The sequence below is a fragment of the Nocardia nova genome, assembly GCF_002933465.1.
Taxonomy (GTDB): Bacteria; Actinomycetota; Actinomycetes; order Mycobacteriales; family Mycobacteriaceae; genus Nocardia; species Nocardia nova_B.
The window spans coordinates 73,942-93,201 of sequence record NZ_PSZE01000027.1 but is presented as its reverse complement, the minus strand read 5'-3'; the positions used below and the strand labels follow the sequence as shown (position 1 = coordinate 93,201).

At 66.9% G+C, this 19,260-nt stretch carries 14 protein-coding genes; 1 reads left to right on the top strand and 13 read right to left on the bottom strand.

What is annotated here, in order from left to right; all coding sequences use genetic code 11:
• The first annotated feature begins 167 nt into the window (after nucleotides 1-167).
• On the top strand, nucleotides 168-5,720 hold the full coding sequence (gene mobF / locus C5E41_RS26080) for a MobF family relaxase (RefSeq protein ID WP_104378391.1): 5,553 nt from the start codon (nucleotides 168-170) through the stop codon (nucleotides 5,718-5,720).
• Between the two features lie 207 nt (nucleotides 5,721-5,927).
• Here the strand turns inward: mobF and C5E41_RS26075 are convergent, their stop codons facing one another.
• The 13 genes from C5E41_RS26075 to C5E41_RS26015 form a co-directional block, all read right to left on the bottom strand.
• Nucleotides 5,928-6,908 carry a hypothetical protein gene (locus C5E41_RS26075; protein ID WP_146097696.1) on the bottom strand — a complete coding sequence of 327 codons (981 nt, stop codon included), beginning with the start codon at nucleotides 6,906-6,908 and terminating at the stop codon, nucleotides 5,928-5,930.
• A 36-nt stretch (nucleotides 6,909-6,944) separates the two neighbouring features.
• Entirely contained in the window at nucleotides 6,945-7,430 is a 486-nt protein-coding gene (locus C5E41_RS26070) for a hypothetical protein (protein ID WP_104378389.1), read from the bottom strand.
• 417 nt (nucleotides 7,431-7,847) lie between these two features.
• Nucleotides 7,848-8,651: a glycosyltransferase gene (locus tag C5E41_RS26065; protein ID WP_146097695.1), complete on the bottom strand. Its 804-nt coding sequence runs from the start codon at nucleotides 8,649-8,651 to the stop codon at nucleotides 7,848-7,850.
• A gap of 320 nt (nucleotides 8,652-8,971) precedes the next feature.
• Nucleotides 8,972-10,252 (bottom strand): class I SAM-dependent methyltransferase, encoded by a 1,281-nt coding sequence (locus C5E41_RS26060; protein WP_104378387.1) that lies wholly within the window; start codon nucleotides 10,250-10,252, stop codon nucleotides 8,972-8,974.
• Nucleotides 10,249-11,538: an aminotransferase class III-fold pyridoxal phosphate-dependent enzyme gene (locus tag C5E41_RS26055; RefSeq protein WP_181063433.1), complete on the bottom strand. Its 1,290-nt coding sequence runs from the start codon at nucleotides 11,536-11,538 to the stop codon at nucleotides 10,249-10,251. Before C5E41_RS26055 ends, C5E41_RS26060 begins: the two co-directional genes overlap by 4 nt.
• A gap of 23 nt (nucleotides 11,539-11,561) precedes the next feature.
• Nucleotides 11,562-12,722, bottom strand: coding sequence for a hypothetical protein (locus tag C5E41_RS33470; protein ID WP_104379958.1), 1,161 nt, complete (start codon nucleotides 12,720-12,722; stop codon nucleotides 11,562-11,564).
• A complete protein-coding gene (locus tag C5E41_RS26045; protein ID WP_181063432.1) occupies nucleotides 12,719-13,414 on the bottom strand; it encodes an NTP transferase domain-containing protein in 696 nt (231 codons plus the stop codon). The genes C5E41_RS33470 and C5E41_RS26045 overlap by 4 nt, the downstream gene beginning before the upstream one ends.
• Nucleotides 13,405-14,691: an aminotransferase class I/II-fold pyridoxal phosphate-dependent enzyme gene (locus C5E41_RS26040; RefSeq protein ID WP_181063431.1), complete on the bottom strand. Its 1,287-nt coding sequence runs from the start codon at nucleotides 14,689-14,691 to the stop codon at nucleotides 13,405-13,407. Before C5E41_RS26040 ends, C5E41_RS26045 begins: the two co-directional genes overlap by 10 nt.
• Nucleotides 14,692-14,701: 10 nt before the next feature.
• Complete coding sequence (locus C5E41_RS26035; protein ID WP_104378382.1) at nucleotides 14,702-15,931, bottom strand: thymidine phosphorylase; 1,230 nt, start codon at nucleotides 15,929-15,931, stop codon at nucleotides 14,702-14,704.
• Nucleotides 15,931-16,770 carry a TauD/TfdA family dioxygenase gene (locus C5E41_RS26030; protein WP_104378381.1) on the bottom strand — a complete coding sequence of 280 codons (840 nt, stop codon included), beginning with the start codon at nucleotides 16,768-16,770 and terminating at the stop codon, nucleotides 15,931-15,933. The genes C5E41_RS26035 and C5E41_RS26030 overlap by 1 nt, the downstream gene beginning before the upstream one ends.
• Entirely contained in the window at nucleotides 16,757-17,326 is a 570-nt protein-coding gene (locus C5E41_RS26025) for an AAA family ATPase (RefSeq protein WP_181063430.1), read from the bottom strand. Before C5E41_RS26025 ends, C5E41_RS26030 begins: the two co-directional genes overlap by 14 nt.
• On the bottom strand, nucleotides 17,311-17,952 hold the full coding sequence (locus C5E41_RS26020; RefSeq protein ID WP_104378379.1) for an HAD family hydrolase: 642 nt from the start codon (nucleotides 17,950-17,952) through the stop codon (nucleotides 17,311-17,313). The genes C5E41_RS26025 and C5E41_RS26020 overlap by 16 nt, the downstream gene beginning before the upstream one ends.
• Nucleotides 17,949-19,193, bottom strand: a complete 1,245-nt coding sequence (locus C5E41_RS26015) for an ATP-grasp domain-containing protein (RefSeq protein ID WP_146097694.1) — start codon at nucleotides 19,191-19,193, stop codon at nucleotides 17,949-17,951. Before C5E41_RS26015 ends, C5E41_RS26020 begins: the two co-directional genes overlap by 4 nt.
• Nucleotides 19,194-19,260: the final 67 nt, after the last annotated feature.

Genomic DNA, 19,260 nt, shown 5'->3' with positions numbered 1-19,260 from the left:
CCATTCCCCCATAACCCCTCACCCCCACATTCACTCACCCACCGCAAACCTCATGCATCGCGGAAGATAAGAATTTCCTTACAACATGGGGAAATGGCGCGTTTTGATACAAACTACCTCCCTTCCGGCCCTGGAAACTCTGGATGCATTGGGCATGTGATGGATAGGTGACCGCGACGCTGCACAAGATTCTCGCCGGCGACAGCTACCGCTACTACCTTCGCCAGGTCGCCGCCGCCGATGCCTCCGACCGCGGCCCCGGAAGCCTGTCGGACTACTACTCCGCCCACGGAGAACAACCGGGTAGGTGGTGGGGCAACGGACTAGCCGCCCTGAACCTCTCACCCGGCGACGAAGTCGCCGAAGCGCAGATGCGAGCACTGTTCGGACAGGGCCGCCACCCCGACGCAGAAGTGATCGCCGCACACATCATCGCCTCCGAGACTGCGAAGGGAACCGCGCTCAAAACCGCGAAGGCAATGGCGGAGCGAGCGACACGGTTGGGCAACCCCTATCGGACGTATTCCGGTGAGAACGAGTTCCGCAAACGCTGCGGGGAGGCGTTCTCCGAACACAATATCGCTGCCGGAGTCGGCGCCCGCGCGGCGATTCCCGACGAGGTTCGCGCACGTATTCGCACCGACGTCGCGACGGAAATGTTCACCGAACACTACGAGCGACCGCCGTTGGATGACCGTGAGTTGTCCGGGTTCGTCGCCAAGATTTCGCGCCCGAAATCAGCGGCGGTCGCCGGATTCGACATCACGTTCTCTCCCGTCAAAAGCGTCTCCGCGCTCTGGGCCATCGCACCCATCGAGGTCTCCCAGCGCATCGCCAGCGCCCACGACGCCGCCGTCGACGACGCCCTCAGTTGGCTGCAAGAACACGGGATCTTCACCCGCGCGGGCCGCAACGGCGTGCGCCAGATCGATGTCGACGGCATCATCGCCGCACGGTTCGTCCACCGCGAATCCCGCTGCGGTGACCCTGATCTGCACACCCACGCCCTGATCGCCAACCGGGTACGCGGTGCCGATGGCAGGTGGCGAACCCTGGACGCTGCGGTGGTCTACCGGCTGAACGTGACGATCAGCGAGATCTACAACACCCGCCTCGAACACCACCTACGCGCCGACCTCGGCGTCGAGTTCACCGAACGCCCCGGCACGAACCCGAACAAACGCCCCATCCGCGAAATCGATGGCATCCCCACAACGCTCATCCGGTACTGGTCGCGCCGCGACGCCGCCATCCGGACGCGGCTGGGCGAGCTGACAGTCGACTTCCACCAGCAACTCGGGCGCGAACCCACACCGGTCGAGATGTGGAACCTCGCGCAAGTCGCCACCTTGCAAACTCGGCCGGCCAAACACCTGTCCCGGTCATGGGCCGAACAACGCTGCGACTGGCGTGCTCAAGCGGTCACCGTCCTCCGCGACGGTCACGCCCTCGATCAGGTCCTCGCCACCACGCTGAACCGGGCGCCGGCACCCTCGCCGGTGGTCGATGAGCAGCGCATCGCGGACATCGCCCGCCACGTTGTGGAGGTGGTGTCGGCGCAGCGGTCGGTGTGGCAGCACCACCACATCCGCGCCGAAACCGAACGCCGCATCCGCGCCCTCACCGACCGCGACACCTGGGCCGCCGTCGCCGACGCCGTTGTCGCCCAGGCACTCTCACCCCGCAATTCCCTCGCTCGCGGAGACCCGGACATCGCCGCCGAACCCGATCTCGCCACCGTTCCTGAGTCGTTCCAGCGCCGCGACGGCGCCAGCGTCTACACCCGCTCCGGCACCCAGAACTACACCTCCGCCCACCAACTCGACATCGAATACCGCCTCGCAGAGCTGTCGGTGCAGCCCGGTGGACGCATGATCGACGAGAGTTTCGTGACCGCCGCGATCGATGACTACAACGCCGATCCCGCGAACCACGGCAAGAAACTCAACGCCGGCCAAACCGCCATGGTCACCCACTTCGCCACCTCCCCCGCCCGCATCGCCATCGCCTCCGCGCCTGCGGGCACCGGGAAAACCACCGCCATGCGCGTGCTCGTCGACGCCTGGCGCGCCTCCGGCGGAACAGTTCTCGGCCTCGCGCCCGAAGCCGCCCCCGCCGCGATCCTCGCCGAAGCCACCCGCACACGAGTAGAAACCGTCGACCGACTCCTGCACATCCTCAACCGACACCGATCACACCACGACACCGACCGGGTGCGGACGGCCGACGACTTCCCTGCCTCCGCACCGATGTGGATCCACCAAATAGACGAGCAGACGCTCGTCATCGTCGATGAACACATCAAACTGTCGGATCGAAAACGCCTGCAGCTGTTCGAATTCCTCACCGCCCGCGGCGCCACCATCCGCTGCGTCGGCGACGACAAACAACTGCCCGCCATCGACGCCGGCGGCGCCGGGATCGACACCACCCACACCCCCGACACGATCACCCTGACGCACGTGGTCCGCTTCGCCGACACCGCCGAAGCCACCGCCGGACTCCAACTCCGCGACGCAGACCCCGCCGGGTTCGGCTTCTACCTCGACAACCAGCGCATCCATTCCGGCAGCGCCGCCACCATCGCCGACAAAGCCTACAGCGCATGGTTCGCCGACCAGCACGCCGGACGCGAAGCCATCATGCTCGCCCCCATCCACGACATCGTCACCGACCTCAACCGCCGCGCGCGCACCGACCGCCTCGCCCGAACCCCCGAAACACCCTCGGCAACGACCACATTGGGCGACGGATCGGTCGCCTCCGCCGGCGACATCATCTGCACCCGGCGCAACAACCGGCACGTGCGACTCGGTGACACCGACTGGGTGCGCAACGGTTACCGGTGGCGCATCGGCACCGTCCACCCCGACGGCAGCCTCACTGTCACCCACCTACGCCCCGGCGCAAAACCGGGCGCCGCCACCGTTCTGCCACCCGAATACGTCGGCCTCCATGTCCGGCTGGGCTATGCGATGACGATCGATTCCGCGCAAGGAACCACCGCCGACACCTGCCACACCGTGCTCACCGGCAGCGAGTCCCGCAACCAGCTCTACGTCGCCGTCACCCGCGGAATCCACGCCAACCACCTCTACGTCCCGACCACCGTCGATGCCAGCGAGCTGTCGTTCTGGACCGAGCCCGCCATCCTGCCCCGCACCGCCGTCGAAGTCCTGCAACACATCCTCGCCCGCGAGGCCACCCACACCAGCGCCCACACCGCCCTACGCGACGCCCTCGACCCCTATCGCCGGCTCGGCCGCGCCGGCGACGTCTACCTCGATGCTGTCGGCGTCGCCACCGAACACGCCCTGGGCCCCGACGCCCTCGCCCAGCTCGACCACGACGCCGAAACGCTGCTGCCCGGCCTCACCGACGCCCCTGCCTACCCCACCCTGCGCCATCACCTGGCCATCCTCGCCCTCGCCGGCCACGATCCCGCCACCGCCCTACGCCAGGCCATCGATCACCGCGAACTCGACACCGCGATAGACCCGGCCGCCGTACTGGATTGGCGCCTCGACACCAGCGGCGCCCACTCCACCGGAACCGGACCCCTGCCCTGGCTGCACGGCCTGCCCCACCGGTTATCCGACCCAGCCATCGCCAGCCAACTCCACGCACGCCGACGCATCGTCGCCGACCTCACCACCCAGATCACCACCGACGCCCGCACCTGGGTCGCGGCCACCGCGCCGGTCTGGGCGCGGCCCCTTCTCGGCAACCCGGAGTTGATCGCCGAGCTGGCGGTGTGGCGCGCCGCCCACCATGTCCCCGACACCGACCTGCGCCCCACCGGGGCCGCCCGCTTCCCCACCCGCGAACGCGACCATCAAACCAGACTGAACACACGGGTGACCGATGCGCTCGCCGACCTGCACACCGCCACCCACACCTGGGAGCCCCTGGCCAAACGCCTCGACACCCGCATCACCCGCGACCCCTGGTGGCCCGTGCTCGCCGCCCACCTCGACACCGCAGCCGCGGCTGGACTCGACATCGACACGCTGCTCACCGACGCCGCCACCCAGCGTCCACTCCCCGACGACATGCCCGCAGCCGCACTCTGGTCCCGCCTGCGCCTCGACCCCGCCGCACTCACCACCCCCACCGGACACCTTCTGCGCCCCGACTGGACCCCGCACCTGCACCACATCCTCGGCCCCGACACCGCCGAACACGTCATAAACGACCCGGCCTGGCCGCGCCTGGTCGCCGCCATCGACACCGCCCCCACCGACTGGACACCCCACGACCTGCTCGCCGCCGCCCACGAACTTCTCCTCGCCGCCACCGACGACAACACGACACCACCGCGCACCGATCAACTCGCCACCGCACTGGCCTGGCGCATCGAAATACTCACCCACCCAGCACCCGAACCCGAAAACCCCCACACCGCAACCGGAATTACGACCGACATGACCCAACCACCACCCGAGCCCCACAACACCAGCCCAAACCACAACAGTGTCGATCCGTTGCCCGCCGACATCGTTCACGCGATCGGCGACCTTGTGTCCTCCGGCAGGATCGACGATGCCCGACATGCCTTCACCCGCCTCACCGCCCACCTCGACAACCCCGAACGCGACGTCCTCCAACGCGTCATCACCACCCTGACCGCCCGCGCCTACCCGGTAGCGGTCGCGCGTCTCCGCTGGGCCGCCGACCGCTACCCCGAACACCGCGAATTCATCCTCACCGCAATCCCTGCCACCGACCCCCGCCTCCACCAGCCACCCACCGACCCGCGGCCCCGCCGCGACCCGCGCACCGCAGCACGCGATCACCGCGAATACGTGGATCCCACACGGCGGCGTCCATCCCGCCCCGACCCCGGCCGCGACGCGTTCGACACCTACAACCAAGCCTTCGCCGACCTCGACACCGACCCCACCCACCTACCCGTCCCCGAAGGAATCGGCACCACGCGCCACCGCCCCGGCAAAGAAGCACCAGAACGCTCCGACACCACCAGCTTCCTCGCCGGCACCGGACACGCCGTCGACTACGACCGCTACGCCGTCCCCGACCACCACGAACTCCCCTGCCTCGCCTGCGGACTCGAACGCGCCCGCACCGACACCCAGCAACACCACTGCGACGACGGACTCTGCAGCACCTGCCGCGACAACAACCAACCCGGCATCCCCGACCACCACCCCGCCGATCAGGTCGCCGCCCGCTGCACATTCATCACCGACCGGCACCCACCCACCGCGGCACTAGCACTACTGCGGAAAGACTGGCGCCACACACGAAACCCAGCCGACCGCGCGACCATCGAAGCCTTCGCAGACGCACTCCTGACAACCGAAACCCCGGCCAGCCAGAACAATTCATCGCAAGATCTCGCCGGCGACAGTGGGTTCGATCCGTCCAACCTCACTCACATGCTCACCGATACCGAACTCGTCCAAGCGATCGGCACCCTCGAACTCCGCATTCAACTCGCCGACGACGAGGCCACCATCTACGGCCCAGCACCCAGTACCACCCACGCAGGCGACCCGATCGATATCGGCTGGCTGGAAGAAGAACTCACCGAACTCCACGCCGAACGCATACGCCGCGCCCACCTTACGCCCGAACAAACCACCACCGAACAGGCCCAGCGCGCCAACCGCGAAGACGAAGTCGATCGCTGGTCTGCCCTCCAACACACCGGCCTGGACACCAGCGCAGCTGCCGGAACCGACGGCCCTGAGCTCTAGAGCAACATCCGACGATCCCAGCTGCCCGACCCCAGCACCGCTGGCGCCTCGAATCCGAGTGACCAGGAAGTGCATCTTCGCTACACGCGGCCGAGCCGAGAGCTGGCCGCAGGCGCGGACCCACACCGCTCTCGGTCCGTCGCCCAGGCATGCAGCATGCATTCCAGCTGCGATAGAGATCCACGCTCGGCTCGGATCTCCATCGGTTCAGCGGGAGCGTCCTTCTCGTCCTCGTTCTTTTTCCAGAGCCCGCGCGCGAGCTTCCCGGCCCGCGCGGGTGGAACCGCTGCGGGGTTCGATGCCGCGGTGCCGCGAGTCCTCACCTGGCGCGGGAAACGAACGCCGTAGCTTGTCCGCGACATCATCGGGCAGCCGTTCCAGAAAGCGTTCCCTCGCTTCGCGCTGCTCACGTAGGCGTCGGGCTTCACGCTCGGCTGCTGTACGTCGTTCAGCCTCGGCCCGCGCACGCTCGGTCATAGCACGGAAACGCTCGAGCACGTAGGCGAGCCGGGCGCCGCGATGGTGTGCTTGTGTGATCGCGTCGAATCCTCGCTCGGCGCCGTCGCGGAACCGCCCGTAGATCGTGGCCAGTCGCTCACCGCGCGTGCGAGCCCGCTGTTCTCGCGACTTCCGCGCGCGGTCAGCTTCCCGTTGCGATCGCTGCCGGGCCTCCCGTTCTTGTTGGCGTTGCTTCAGACGGTCGCCAGACAGGCCGGGCAACTCCAGCTGCCGCGCCCGCGCGATGCGTTGGCCTTCCAGGATCGCCAGCCGCGCATCCTCACGCGAGACGATGCGATGTTCGAACCTGTCAGGGAACTCGCGTGTGGCCAGGTTCAGCATGACCTGGACATCGCGTGAGATCGTCTCGCCTTCTACCGTCTCCCAGCGGCTACTGATGAGGCTGCCTTCTCGCAGAGCGTCGATTTCCTTTTCGATCTGCCGGACCGCTTCACGGCCTTCAACGCGACCCGATTTCCGTTCGCGGCTCTTGTCGACCTTGCCGGTGCGGGGATTGACCTGGGCTGAATCCAGGATCCGCCCTTCGCTGCCGAGCGGAACCTGCTGTCGCCACCCGGCCTCGCGGGTCTCCTTCTCGAGATACGCCCGGCCGATTTCGAAATAGCGGCCTCGCTCGTGCGACGACATCCCGTTGCGAAGCGCGTCGTAACCATCTGGCCGGTCACTCATGCGACATCAAGCGTTTCCCCGGCGCTTGGTGACCCGTTAGGCGGGTGTGCCTGCTTCGCGGATGGCGTAGTCCAAGTGCTCGGCGCTCTCGATCCGAAACAGCGTCTCGACCATGCTCACCGGCTCTTCGCGATGCCCGTCCACGAAATGCACCGCTGGACGGAAACCGTAGTCCGCATACAGCGGGTTGTAGGTGAGCTTGCTGGTGGTCCACACCATCCCCGGATGTTGATGACGAATGCATTCGCCCACGAACCGGATGAATTGGTCTGCCTTGGAGTGGTTTTCGGGCGCGATGAAGCCTTCCCAGCTCGCGAAGAGCACGCGAGATGTTTCGATGATGCGAGTAGACAGCGGTGGCTGCCACCAAGGATCCGAGTAGTCCGCGATACCCGCGACGGTCTCAGTCAGAAACGCACGGATCGCCGATTCCATGCGGTCTGGGTTGCTCCACTCCAGCCACGCCTGCGTCTGGCCGTCGAATTCGATCTCGAATCCCAGCTGGCTTCGGTCGTCAGTCATCACTGCTTCCCCTGCAAATGTCGTGACCGCTCATATCGGTGGCTCTCAGGTTCATCCGCAGCCACACTCAACGAGGGCACCTCGCGTCAGAACGACGAAGCTACCAGCGCCGGCCCGTAAAACGCATACCCAGCTCGTCCACCGGGGAGTTCGGATCGTTGTGAGGCTGCCGGTCGATGCGTCACCGCAGCGAGGACCGACCCGGAATTCTGACCGCGATCCCGTTGTCGAGCACGTCACGATCCGCTGGGGCTTCACCGTCGACCTGCATCCGGCCGAAGCGGTGCCGCATGCACCGTGTGAGCGATGTACACCAGTCGGCCGGACAGTAGTATCCCGTCTCGGCGTGGTCCGCAGTCCTGGGATGGGGTCATTCCCTTCGTCGTGCACGTTTGTCCGTCTCCTTCGCGTGGCCATTTAGTGGCGTACCAGTTGGTCGACCAGGACGGCGATCGGTGGTAATGCGCTGTTGGCGGCCGCGAACGATTGCATACCGGCAGTGATCTGCGGTGAGTGCAGTGCCGCGGTAGCGGCTGCGTGGACTTGTTTGCGGATGCAGTTGCCTGTCGGGTCGATAACTACACCGGCATCGGCATCGATACAGCGGCGAGCGACGAACAACGTGTCATTGTGGGCTGGAGCGATTATCGGGACGACGGCCCGATGTAGCGCTTCGAGAGTCGATGTGGCGCTGCCGTGACACAGCAGTAAGTCAGCATGGGGCAAATGGTGGAGCAAATCCAACTCAGCCGTCACCGAGATATTGACTCCTGTTCGGGCACTGAGGTATTCGGACCAGCCGCGAAGAATGACTCGTTTCGAAGTTTTCCGGATTTTCACCCTCAGCGATTTGATACCGGCATCGATCAGACCCATCAGGGCCTTACCGAGCACTTCTATCGGCGGCTCGGTGATGAAGGTGCCGAAGCTGATCAGCGCGCGAGGTCGCTGCCGCCGCGAGTATCCGTGTATTGCTTCGGCCGCTGTTCGCGACCGGTATCGGTAGCAGCGCAGATTCTCCTGTGGTGGTTCGCTCCCGCTGAAGAACCAGCGCGGCCCGAACGCGACTGTTCCCAGATTCAGGGGCGATCGTAGGTCGTCGGCGTCGTAGCCGCGGACCAGTGTCCGTCGGCGCGCTTCTTCGGCACTACCGTTTGGGGTGGCGGCGTCCGCACACGACACCACCCGCAAAAACGGCACACCGTGGTCGACGGCTGCCACCACCGCTCCGCGCTCGGAGGTGTCGCACACGATCAGATCGGGGTGTAGTTCGGTGATCAGACGTTCGATGTCACGGCGACTGCGCTGGCCCATCCGGCGAATGATCTCGTCACCGGAGATACTCGAACTGCTCCGTAGATAGCTTTCGAACCCGGCCGGCTGATGCTGGGCGTCCAGCGAACCGATGCCGGTGAATGCGGCGACTTCCTGACTGCCGCATAGGTACACGCGGCAATCCGATTGGGCGGCGAGGTCTTCCACGAGCGGCAGCAGGGTATTGCAGTGGCCGGGTCCGGGGGCGTAGGCGGCGAGGATGGTCATCATCGCCGGGCCCCATCTCGGAGAAGGGATGTGCTGTCCAGCGGTGTGGACGCGGTTTTCACCTTGTGCGCGCTGTCGATGAGGGTGTCCGGGTTCAAGCGGGTCGCGGTCAGTGCGCCGTCGATGGCGCGGCGCCGGTCGTCGTCGGGAATCGCGGCCAGGTAGGGGTAGCTGCCGTGGAGCAATGGGGCGATGTGGCGGTGCAGGGGCTGTTGGCTGTTCCACGTGGCGATGGCGTCGATCTCGGTGTCGATCCCGGCGGCCGAGAGCCAGTCGGTGATGCGGGGATCGTTGCCAGAGCTGACGATGCGGCCCGGCTGGTGGCCGAGCAGGCGCAGCTGCGCGTGAAAGGCCGCGTCGAAGGCGGTGACCGGTTCGGGTTGATCGGTGGTGGAGATGATCCGGATAAGCGAGCCGCCGGGGCGAAGCAGCCGCGCGGCCTCGGCGACGGCGAACAGCGGTTCGTCGACGAAACAGAGTGCGGCATGTTCGAATACCACATCGGCGCAGGCATCTGGCAGGCCCACGCTCATGCAGTCCTCCTCGCGGACCCGCACCTGATCGAGGTTGCCGGTGTGCTGTTGTAGGACTGCTCGCATGCCGATGGCGGGTTCGATGGCGACGAGGCTGCGAGTATGCGGTGCGGCGATGCGGGTGATGGCGCCGGTTCCGGCTCCGTACTCGATGGTGTCGCGCCCGGCCAGCCGACTGCGGGCGATCGTGGTGATCGCGGCGGTGAATTCCGGTGCGGCGAAAGGCCGGTCGTGGTCGTAGCGGGCAGCCAACGGCGCGGTGTAGAGCCAGCTGCCCTCGTCGGAGGCGAGGATCTGCTGCGCGGTGGCGGCTGCATCGGCGAGCTGGTGGTGGCGGCACCCGCCACCGGTGTGGGGAAGGTGGCGGGCGTAGACGGCCAGCCTCGCCACGCACCAGGCGGCAGCCACGCGTCCACACGTGCCGAGGTCGGGGTCCGCAGCGGTCAGGGTGGTGAAGCGCTCCGGGATGTGTCGGTGGCTCGGAGCGGTGGTGTGGCGGATCGGTTGTCGCGTCCACAGGGCTTCCATGACGGCCGCTACCGTGGCTGCGGAGGTGCGCGGCCCGCGCGCAGCGATGTCGGCGGTGCCGGAGGCAAGATCGCACAGCAGGCACCACGTGGCGGTGTCGATGTCGTTCAGGACGCTGGCCATTGTCGCGGTGGTCCACCACGGGATGTACTCGAAGTCGTCGGCCGCGCGTGCCGGTGCGGGTGGTAGCGCTGGTAGGCCGGTGGGGAGAGTCGTCATGCGTGCACGCTCCTGCCGTAGATTTCGACGTTCGCGATCGCGAGATTCAGTTCCGCGGCCATCCTGGCGAGCTGCTGGGGTGTGGCGTTGAGCGCGGGGGTGAGCATGAGTGCGTTCTGTTTGCAGCCGACGATCAAGCCGCCGCTGGACCCTCGGCGTGCGTCCGCGGCGATCGCCACGGCTCGCTCGACGGTGTCACATTCGGCGACACCCACGGCCCCGTACGTGCGCAGATCGACGATTCCGGACGCGCGCAGGCACTGTCGGAAGTTGGTGGCGAACCAGTCAGCGGTGGCGGCGGCATGTGCGAGGCCGTCGGTGCGCAACAGGTCGATGGTGGCCAGCGCGGCAGCGCAGGCGAGGCCGTGGCCGGAGGTGGTGTGCCCGTAGCGCAGTAGGGCGTCGCCGAATTCGTCGCGGATGCTGCGTCGCAGGCACGTGGCGCCCATCGGGACGACGCCGTTGGTCATGCCCTTGCTGATGGCCAGAATGTCGGGCGGGGTGGGCATCGCGTTGATGGCGAACGCCGCCGAGCCGCTGCGACCGAATCCGGTGAACACTTCGTCCACGATCATAAGGGTGTCGAAACTGCTTGTGACTGTGCGCAATTCGTTGAGAGATCCGTCGGGTAGGACGATTGCGCCACCGACGTTGAGGAACGGCTCCACGATCACCGCCGCCACCCGCTGTGGGCCGGCGGCGGTGATCGCCGCTGCGAATGCGTCGGCGAGTGCCGTGGCTGCGCCGGGTTGGTCGGGGTGGTTTTCGGTGGTGAGTTCCACGTGCTGGATTCGCGGTGCGGGCGCCCACTCGGTGTGCAGGATCGGTAGGCCGGACAGCGCGGCGGCCAGCGCGGTGCAGCCGTGGTAGCCGCGGGCGAAGGCGATGATGGTGTCGCGGTGGGGTTGGCCGCGGTGGCACCAGTAGTCCATGGCGATGCGGATGGCGGCCTCGATCGCTTCGGATCCGGAATTGACGAACACGAAATCGTCGAGGCCGGTGAGGTCGGCCAGGGCGTCGATGAGTTCTTCGGCGGGCTGTTGCGCGGCGAGGGTTTCATCGACGTGTGCCAGTTGCCGCAGATGCGCGGTGACCGCCTCGGTAATGCGTGGGTGTGCGTGACCGAACGGAGTATTGGCGGCGCCGGCGACACCGTCGAGGTAGCAGCGGCCGTGAAGGTCCCAGAGCTCGCAGCCTGAGCCACGCACGAGTTGTTGGTGTTGCAGGTCGCGGCGTGAGTTGGCCGCGGTGCTGGCGGTAGTCCAGCCGTTCCAGCGTGCTGGCATGACGAAATCCCCTGTCTCTGAAGTTAGTTCAGTCGTTGCCGCAGTTGCGCGACGAGCGGTTCGGCGGTGTGCTCGTAGGCCCATTCCTGCGGCGTCGCCGGGCGCGGTGGCCGGTCCGATACCAGCACCGCGAGGTAGCTTGCGATCGTGTCGGTGTCGGCGGGGTCGACGGCGACGGCCAGGCCATCGGCGGCCAGTTCGGTGGCGGTGGCGCCGAATGGATCGACCAGCAGCGTCAGCCCATACAGGCGCGAATCGCGGGCCCGCAGCCGCACACAGGTCTGGTTCTCGATCCCGGGACGTGCCAGGCAGATCAGCCCGGCGGCATGACGCAGGTAGCGATCGCGGTCATCGTGGCGCACCGGATCGGTGTGAAGCACCACGTGATCGTCGATTCCGAGGTCGTATGCGGTCCTGGTGACTTCGGCGTGTACCGCGTCGGTGTCGGGGTGGGGCGCGGCATGCAGGAACCGCAATCCAACGTCGACACCACCGGCGCGGGCCCGCGCGACTGCGCGCACCGCCGCGACCGGGTCCATGAACGTCCACAGCCCACCGGTCCACAGCACCTCACCGCGGCCCTGCCCGGTCGCGCCTGGAATACGGGCCGTGGCGCGGGGCGAGGTCGTGGTGCTGTAGCCGATCGGGATCGTGGTGATGCGGTGGTCGAGCTGTCGTGATCGGGCCAGGTCCTGCGGGGTCAGCAGACCATAGCCGGCCAGGTTCGCGATCAGAGTCGTCCGCTCGACATGAGAGCGGGCGATGAACAGGTCGCTGTGCGTCAGCTGGAATCGGTAGGTGTCCACGAGCTCGCGATAGGTGTCGGTGTCAAAGACGCCGCCGGGTCGGAATCGGGGATATTCCAGTTGCTCGATCGGCGGCGCGTTCTCCGACACGATCAGCGCGCCCTCGCGGCGGGCCTGTTCGATGCGACGGGGGTCGGGCATGTCGAAGAAGAACACCGCATCCGTGTCGGTGAGCAGGCCCGGCCAGTCGGCTTCATCGGTGACCAGTTCGGCGTCGCCGACGTCGATCGGTTCGTGCACTTCGGTGGCGGGACTGTAGACGTAAACGGAAAAATCGTGGGCCAGGGCGGCGGAGAGTTCGGCGACCCGCAATCCGATGCCGCTGGTGGTGGTCTGGCCCAGCGAGTACGGTCCGGCGTCGAACAGCAGCGTGGTCATGGCAGGACACCTGCTTTCGCTGCCGCCGCCAGATCGGCGGGCTCGTTGAGATTGACGAAATCTGGTCCCCACACCACCGGTGCGTCGATCAGGCGTTCGGTGACACCGGCGCACAGGCCGTGCGCCAACGGCGCGAGCATCGGCCTCCGCACGGCCAGCGCCGACCAGCACGCATTGAATCCTGCTGGCTGCGCTGGCTTTTCGGCCGCCGCGGTCACGATGCCGTCGGTGACAGTCAGGGCTCCCTCACGGCGCAACCGCTCCGGGTCGCCCGTGCTGGCCGCGACCACGGCGATCGGGTCGGCATCGTGCAGGCGGTCGACTGCGTCGCTGAACGCCGGCACCGGATCGGATACGAACACCTGGTCGCCCAGGCAGATCAGCACGGTCTCGTCGCACCACGGTGCGGCGGCCAGCAGCCCCGACCCCAATCCGCGCGCCACCTGCGTGTGCGACAGCAGCACGAATGCCGTGTCGCGGCGCGAGCGTTCGAGATGGCGCACCAGCGCGAGCTTTTCGGCAGACACGACGAGCACCACTTTCACTTCCGGCAGCGGGAGCGTGTCGATCGCGTCGAAGAGAGGATCGATCACAGCCACCCCTGGACGCAGCGCATGCAGTTCCTTCGGATACACCGCCCCGAACCGGCGCCCGGCGCCGGCAGCGAGCACGACCACCGTCGTCACGGCCACACCCCTTCCTCGGTGGTGCGGGACCACCACGGCTGCTGCCCGATCCGGGTGCGCAGCTCGCTCACGAGGGCCGTGGCTCGGTTGGCGTGCCCCTCGCGGGCCATCCCGATCACCGCGGCCAGGTCCCGCATGTCGGTGGTGGTGGCACCGAGCACAGTGGGTTCGGCGGTCCCGAGCCGGAACATTGGCCCCGGGCACCCGGGCAGATCGTGTTGGATGTTCACCCGTATACCCCAGCGCGCTAACCGGTCCGACACAGCGAATGGGTCTTGCAGGCGCACCCAGACTTGATGGGTGTCGGTGTATCCGGACTCGCCGCCGGCGACGTCGAAGCCGTGGTCGGCCAGCGCGGCGGCCAGCACCTGAGCGTTGGTGATCACCGCGCTCGCGTATCCGTTGCCGTAGGTTTCGAACTCGAGCGCGGCGCGTGCGGCAGCCAGGGCCGTGGCGAAGTGGTGGCTGCTGACCATCGTTAACTGCGCCTCGCGCAGCAACGCATGGGTAGTCTCGTCGCGGGTAGCCAGCAGTCCCCGATGCGGGCCCGGAAACGTTTTGTGCAGCGAACTGCTGATCGATCCCGCGCCAGAGTCCAAAGGGTTGGGGTGCGCGCCGCCGAGCACGAGTCCGAGCGGGTGGCTACAGTCGACGTGCAGACGAGCAGGGGGATAACGGTGCACCAGCTCCGCCACCGCTGCCACGTCCAGCACGTGCCGGGAATTCTGCAAGTCGGCGTACACCAGCGATACCGATCCGGCAGCCAGTACCTGCTCCAGCTGGGCCAGATCGAGGTGCCCGTCGGCGCAGTCGATCGGCCGCCACCGGTGACCGAACCGGCCGATCAGCTCGCCTGTGGCGTAATGGCCGCCGCTGGCCTGGGAGATCGACACCACCGTTGAACCCGGTGCGCCGCCGAGCGCGGCCAGCGCGATCATCATGGCGTTGAGCCCAGAAATCGGACGCAGGTTCACGTATTCAGCGTCGGTGTGCAGTAGTCGTGAAAATGCTTCGCGGCCAGCGTTTTCCAGCTCGGCGATCGGCTCGCCGCCGCGGAACTCCCACTGCCGCGCGGTCTGGTGTTCGTTGAAGTGGTAGCGGTTGCTGTAGTCGGTGCCTAGCAGCGCGTGTGCGGTCGGGCTCATCCGATTCTCGCTGGGGACCAGGTTGATCGCCGTCCGGTTCAGCGGCTCGGTGGCGGCGATGCGGGCGGTGATCTCCGCCAGGTGTGCCCGCGGATCCGCGGTGACATCGCCGGCCGGGGGGAGGTTGGTTGTCTGCACGGTGGCCTGCTCAGTCGTGGAAGTGGCAATGACGGCCGAGGGCATCGGCATACGCGTGCCCGGAGACCGGGTCGGGAGCGTGGACCTCGAGGACAGATTGTCCGGCTGAGACCGGCTTCCCCGGCTCGGCCACAATCCGTACACCACACGCGGCGTCGACGGCAGCAAGCATCTGGGCGGCTTCCCCGACGGGACGCGCATCGATTCCCGTGTAGATCGCTGGCCGAGGTGCGTGGTAGGTGACGACGGCGGGGGCGTGGGTGGTTTCTAGGCCCATGTCCAGCCACTCGGCGTCTCCACCGAGATGGTTGATGTAGTGGCAGAACATCTCGTAGGCGACGCCGGAATCCAGAGCGTCGTCGATGCGGGATCGAATCGGTGTCCCGGAATCGGGAGCCGGGACCGCGTGCAGAATCTGCTCGGCCAATCCGGTCACATGCTCGCGCAACACCGGCGCCCCGCCCCCGCGCAACACCGCGACAGCTTCACGCAGCTCGAGCAGCGGCCCGGCTGCGGGGGCGAGCGGCTGCGAGGCGTCGCAGGTCGACATCAGCATCCGCCGGCCTGCGGCCTCGCCGATCGCTCGCATCAGCCGCACCAACTCGTCGGCGTCGGCTTCGGTGGCCACCACCGCGCCCGGTCCATACTTGACCTCCAGCGCGATCGTCGCGGCGCCGGTGGCGAGCTTCTTGCTCATGATGCTGGCCGCGATCAATGCCGCGACGTCGACGGTGCCGGTGCGTTCACGCAGCGCATAGGTGCGGCCGTCGGCAGGCACCAGCTCCGGTGATTGGCCGGCGATGCAGAACCCGACCGTCTCGACGCAGCCGACGAACTCGGCCACCGTCAGATCCAGCCGTAGACCGGGGATGCAGTGCAGTTTGTCGAGCGTGCCGCCGCAGTGCCGCAACGCCGATCCGGTGATTTTCGCGACCCGCAGGCCGGTAGCGGCCAGCAGCGGCGCGAGCACGATACTGACATCGTCACCGACACAGCCGGTGCTGTGCTTGTCGACCACCTGTGTGGCGTCGGGCCAGTTCACCTGCTTTCCGGACGCTACATACGCCTGGGTCAGCGCCGATGCTTCGGCGTCGCTGTGGCTGCTCATCGCCAGGGTCGTCAGCAGCGTAGCCACCACCGCATCCGGGGTGCTGGGGGCGAGCAGTGCTGCGAACTGCTCCTGTGTGAACTCGATGCCGGTGACGCGGCGCTGTTCGAGAAGTGTTGCCGCAGAATTCATTACGCTATCTCCTGGGTGTACAGGCCGCGGATCAGTACTCGCTCGCCGATCCCGGCCGTGAATGCGGTGCGGCCGTGTGCGATCCGCCCGTTACACAGCACCAGCCCGGTACGCGACGGAATCGCGATGTCCTGCCGGTATCGGCTGCCGGGTCGCGACATCGCCCGCAGACGTTCGACGGCGGCTACGCGCTGGGCGCCGAGGCTGTCGGCCAGCTGCCAGATCTCGGTGCCGTCGTCAGCCCACCGTGTCCGCAGGCCGCGACCGGCGAGCTCGGCAAACGCTGGCCCGGACGTTCTGGGGGGCGGCTGGAACGACCTTGCTACTCGGGTGAGCGCGTCGTCGGTCGTCAATGCCGCTGCCCCGGCCGGGTCGATGCGTCGCAGGTGTTCAAATGCCTCGACCGCGTGGAAGATCGTGGTGTGCCCGCCTTTTAGGGCGGCGCGGTCGAACCACAGCAGCGATGTTCCTACGTGCCCTATTGGTTCCAGGGTGCCGTCGGTGTGGAAACCCTGTGCCGTGCAGGTGCCGAACGACCCGTGACCGGTCACGGTCGGCGTGGGCGCGATGGTGTTGAACCCATAGTTGTCGTAGCCGAATCGTTGGGGATCGGTGGCGTAGACCGCGGGCACGTAGGCGCCGCCGAGTCCGAGTAACCGTGCCGTCTCAGCGAGGACTTCTCGTCCCGTCAGCGCAGCGTCAGCGACTGTGAACAGGGCAAAACCGTTGCTCTGGCAATCTTCTCGGATCCGGGCAGCTGCTGCGGCCGGGGCGGTGTCGAGGGCGGGCCGGCCAACAGCTGCGGAATCATCGGTGCCCGTGTCACTACGGACGGTCATCCGAACCCTCCGGGGTATCGTCTGTGGCCCATCGCTCGATGGCCTCGGTGATCTCGGCGGCGGCACGCACTGGGCTCAGGGAGGTGGTGTCGACTACGAGATCGGCCGCATTCGCGAGCCAGTCGTTGCGGGCGGCGATGTAGGCAGGCACATGTTGAAGTCGCCAGCTGGCTGCGCGATGCAGCACCTCGTCTTCGCTGATGCGCTGCCGCAGCACATCCGGTCTGGCGTCGATCAGCACGTGACGCAGCGGATGCTCCAGTTCCGCGATGCCGTTGGCGATCTCGGTCCAGTACTTCTGGTTCAGCACCGTCTGGACGATCACCAGGTTTTGCCCGGTTTCGGTGGCGATATCGTCTGCGACGAACGGGACCAGCCGCCGCCACGACGGAAGGTCCTGGAAGTCGGTGGCCTCCGCATCGGGGAACTGTGCGCGCAGCATGAACCCGACGAATTCGGGATCGAACAGCCGCCAGTGCTGCGGGTCGGCCGCGACCAGCTCCCTCGCGATCGACGTCTTGCCGGCTCCGAAACTGCCGTTCAGCCAAACGAACAAGATTTTTCCTCCTGGATTGGGTGTTCACAGACGATGGACGACAACGACGACCCCGCGCTGAAATGTGCGACCCGCATGCCGACACTGCGCGCGCCGGGCAAGTTCACCGGTAGGTCGTCGACGACGAGAATCTTGGCCGGGGGCACGCCGATCACGGTGGCGGCGTGCCGATACAGCGCTGGCGCGGGCTTGGTCATCCCGAGGTGCGCAGATACGAAGATGTGGTCAAAGTCGGCGTCGAGACCGAACCGCTCCAGGTCCGCGACCAGGATGTCGGTGCTGTCGCTCAGCAACGCCACCACAAACCGCTCCCGCAGCTGCGCCAAGAATTCGATCGCCCCATCTGCAAGACGTCCGCGGTCGGCGCTCCACATCCGCACCGCCTCACGGCCACGGCTGTCGAACCGCTGTGCCAGGTTCTCGGCCACTGACTCACGCCACCGGGCGTCTGTGTAGATGCCGAGCTTGGCGTATTCGTAGGCGTCGGTGCCATACGCGGCGGCCGCGATCGCCCCCGCGGGCAGACCCTCGGCCTGTTCACCCGCGCGTTCGCCGTCACCCTGCCAGTAGTGCAGGACGCCGTCCCAGTCCAGCAGGACGGCTTCGGTGTCCTCGGGCCTGGTCATGGCCGCCTCGTCTCCACTCGTACCATCGCGTCGAAGTCCGCGGTCGCCGCCTTCAACTCCTCGAGGGTGCGGGCGTCGAACACCACGAACCCTGGCCGCGAATGCGAGTCCCGCGCCTCCGATAGCAAGTCGCCCGGCTGTGGCGCCGACACCTCCAGCGGGCGGTGCGCTGCACAGAACTCCTCGAGCCCTCGTACACCCGTGACCACGCCCGGCGCGGCCCGCAGGAACCGGATTGCCGCGAACCGCTCGGCAACCGGATCGATCGGCAGCTGCGTGTGCACGAGACAGCGCAGCCAGGCGTCGGCGAGGTTGACTCCGTAGGCGAGTTCGATCAGCCAAGGGATCCGATCCCCGGGAAACCGGACCGCGCACTCGATCGGGTAGGCACGCTCACCTTGAACTCGCCATTCCGAATGGAGCAGCCCGTCGCGTACTTCGAGGGCCCGCACCAAGCGCCGTGCGCTGCCGGACAGCAGAGCGTGCAGTGGACTTGGCACGACAGCCGGTACCTGGTGGGCCATCTCCGGGAACCAGGGAAGGTCGCCGACCGTCTTGCCAGTGACATTGACGAACACGATCTGGCCAGCTTGCACCAGAACCTCGACCGAGAACTCCGGACCGATCCGGTACTCCTCGACGAGATACGTCCAGTTCAACGGCCGATCCAGCGGTTTGTGGGTGCCCTCATCGGTCTGCATCGACTGATCCCACGCCACGGGGATGTCATCGCGGTCGTCGATGTAGCGCACGCCCAGCGAGCCGTTGCGGTTACGTGGCTTGAGCACTATGGGACGGCCCTCGACGGCATCGAAGAACTCGCCCACCTCGGCGATGGTGTCGACCGCGCGGAACTGGGGTGTCGGGAATCCCGCATCCTCGACCAGCTGCCGGAAGATCAGCTTGTCTGTGCACGCTCGGACAGCGTTCGCGCCTGGGTAGCCCATGCCGAGCTTGTCGGCGATGGCGGCTGCGGCCCGCACTGCATGCTCCTTGCCCGGCAGCACCGCGTCGAATCCGACCTCGGCGTGCCAGGCGGCCCCGACCTCGACCGCTTCATCGCTGAAAACGAAACGCGCGGTGCGGATCTCGTTGACGATCGGATGGTCGAACTCGCCGGGATGTGCCTTCAGCACCGACGGCTCTACCAGCAGAAACACCTGCGGGACATCGGAATTGATGCGCGCAAGCGCCTCGATAAGACCCGTGCTGTGCCCGAGCACAAGCACCCGCCGCGTCATCGCCGACCACCGCCCGCGGCGGTGCACCGCGTATGCGGTGGCAGTGTTCGGTCTTTCATGCCAGGCA

Bases quoted from the DNA above. Each gene is read 5' to 3' on its own strand.
- C5E41_RS26075 (WP_146097696.1), bottom strand. From the start codon at position 6,908: ATGAGTGACCGGCCAGATGGTTACGACGCGCTTCGCAACGGGATGTCG.
- C5E41_RS26015 (WP_146097694.1), bottom strand. From the start codon at position 19,193: ATGACGCGGCGGGTGCTTGTGCTCGGGCACAGCACGGGTCTTATCGAG.
- C5E41_RS26055 (WP_181063433.1), bottom strand. From the start codon at position 11,538: ATGCCAGCACGCTGGAACGGCTGGACTACCGCCAGCACCGCGGCCAAC.
- C5E41_RS26035 (WP_104378382.1), bottom strand. From the start codon at position 15,931: ATGAATTCTGCGGCAACACTTCTCGAACAGCGCCGCGTCACCGGCATC.
- C5E41_RS26060 (WP_104378387.1), bottom strand. From the start codon at position 10,252: ATGACGACTCTCCCCACCGGCCTACCAGCGCTACCACCCGCACCGGCA.
- C5E41_RS26030 (WP_104378381.1), bottom strand. From the start codon at position 16,770: ATGACCGTCCGTAGTGACACGGGCACCGATGATTCCGCAGCTGTTGGC.
- C5E41_RS33470 (WP_104379958.1), bottom strand. From the start codon at position 12,722: ATGACCACGCTGCTGTTCGACGCCGGACCGTACTCGCTGGGCCAGACC.
- C5E41_RS26020 (WP_104378379.1), bottom strand. From the start codon at position 17,952: ATGACCAGGCCCGAGGACACCGAAGCCGTCCTGCTGGACTGGGACGGC.
- C5E41_RS26070 (WP_104378389.1), bottom strand. From the start codon at position 7,430: ATGACTGACGACCGAAGCCAGCTGGGATTCGAGATCGAATTCGACGGC.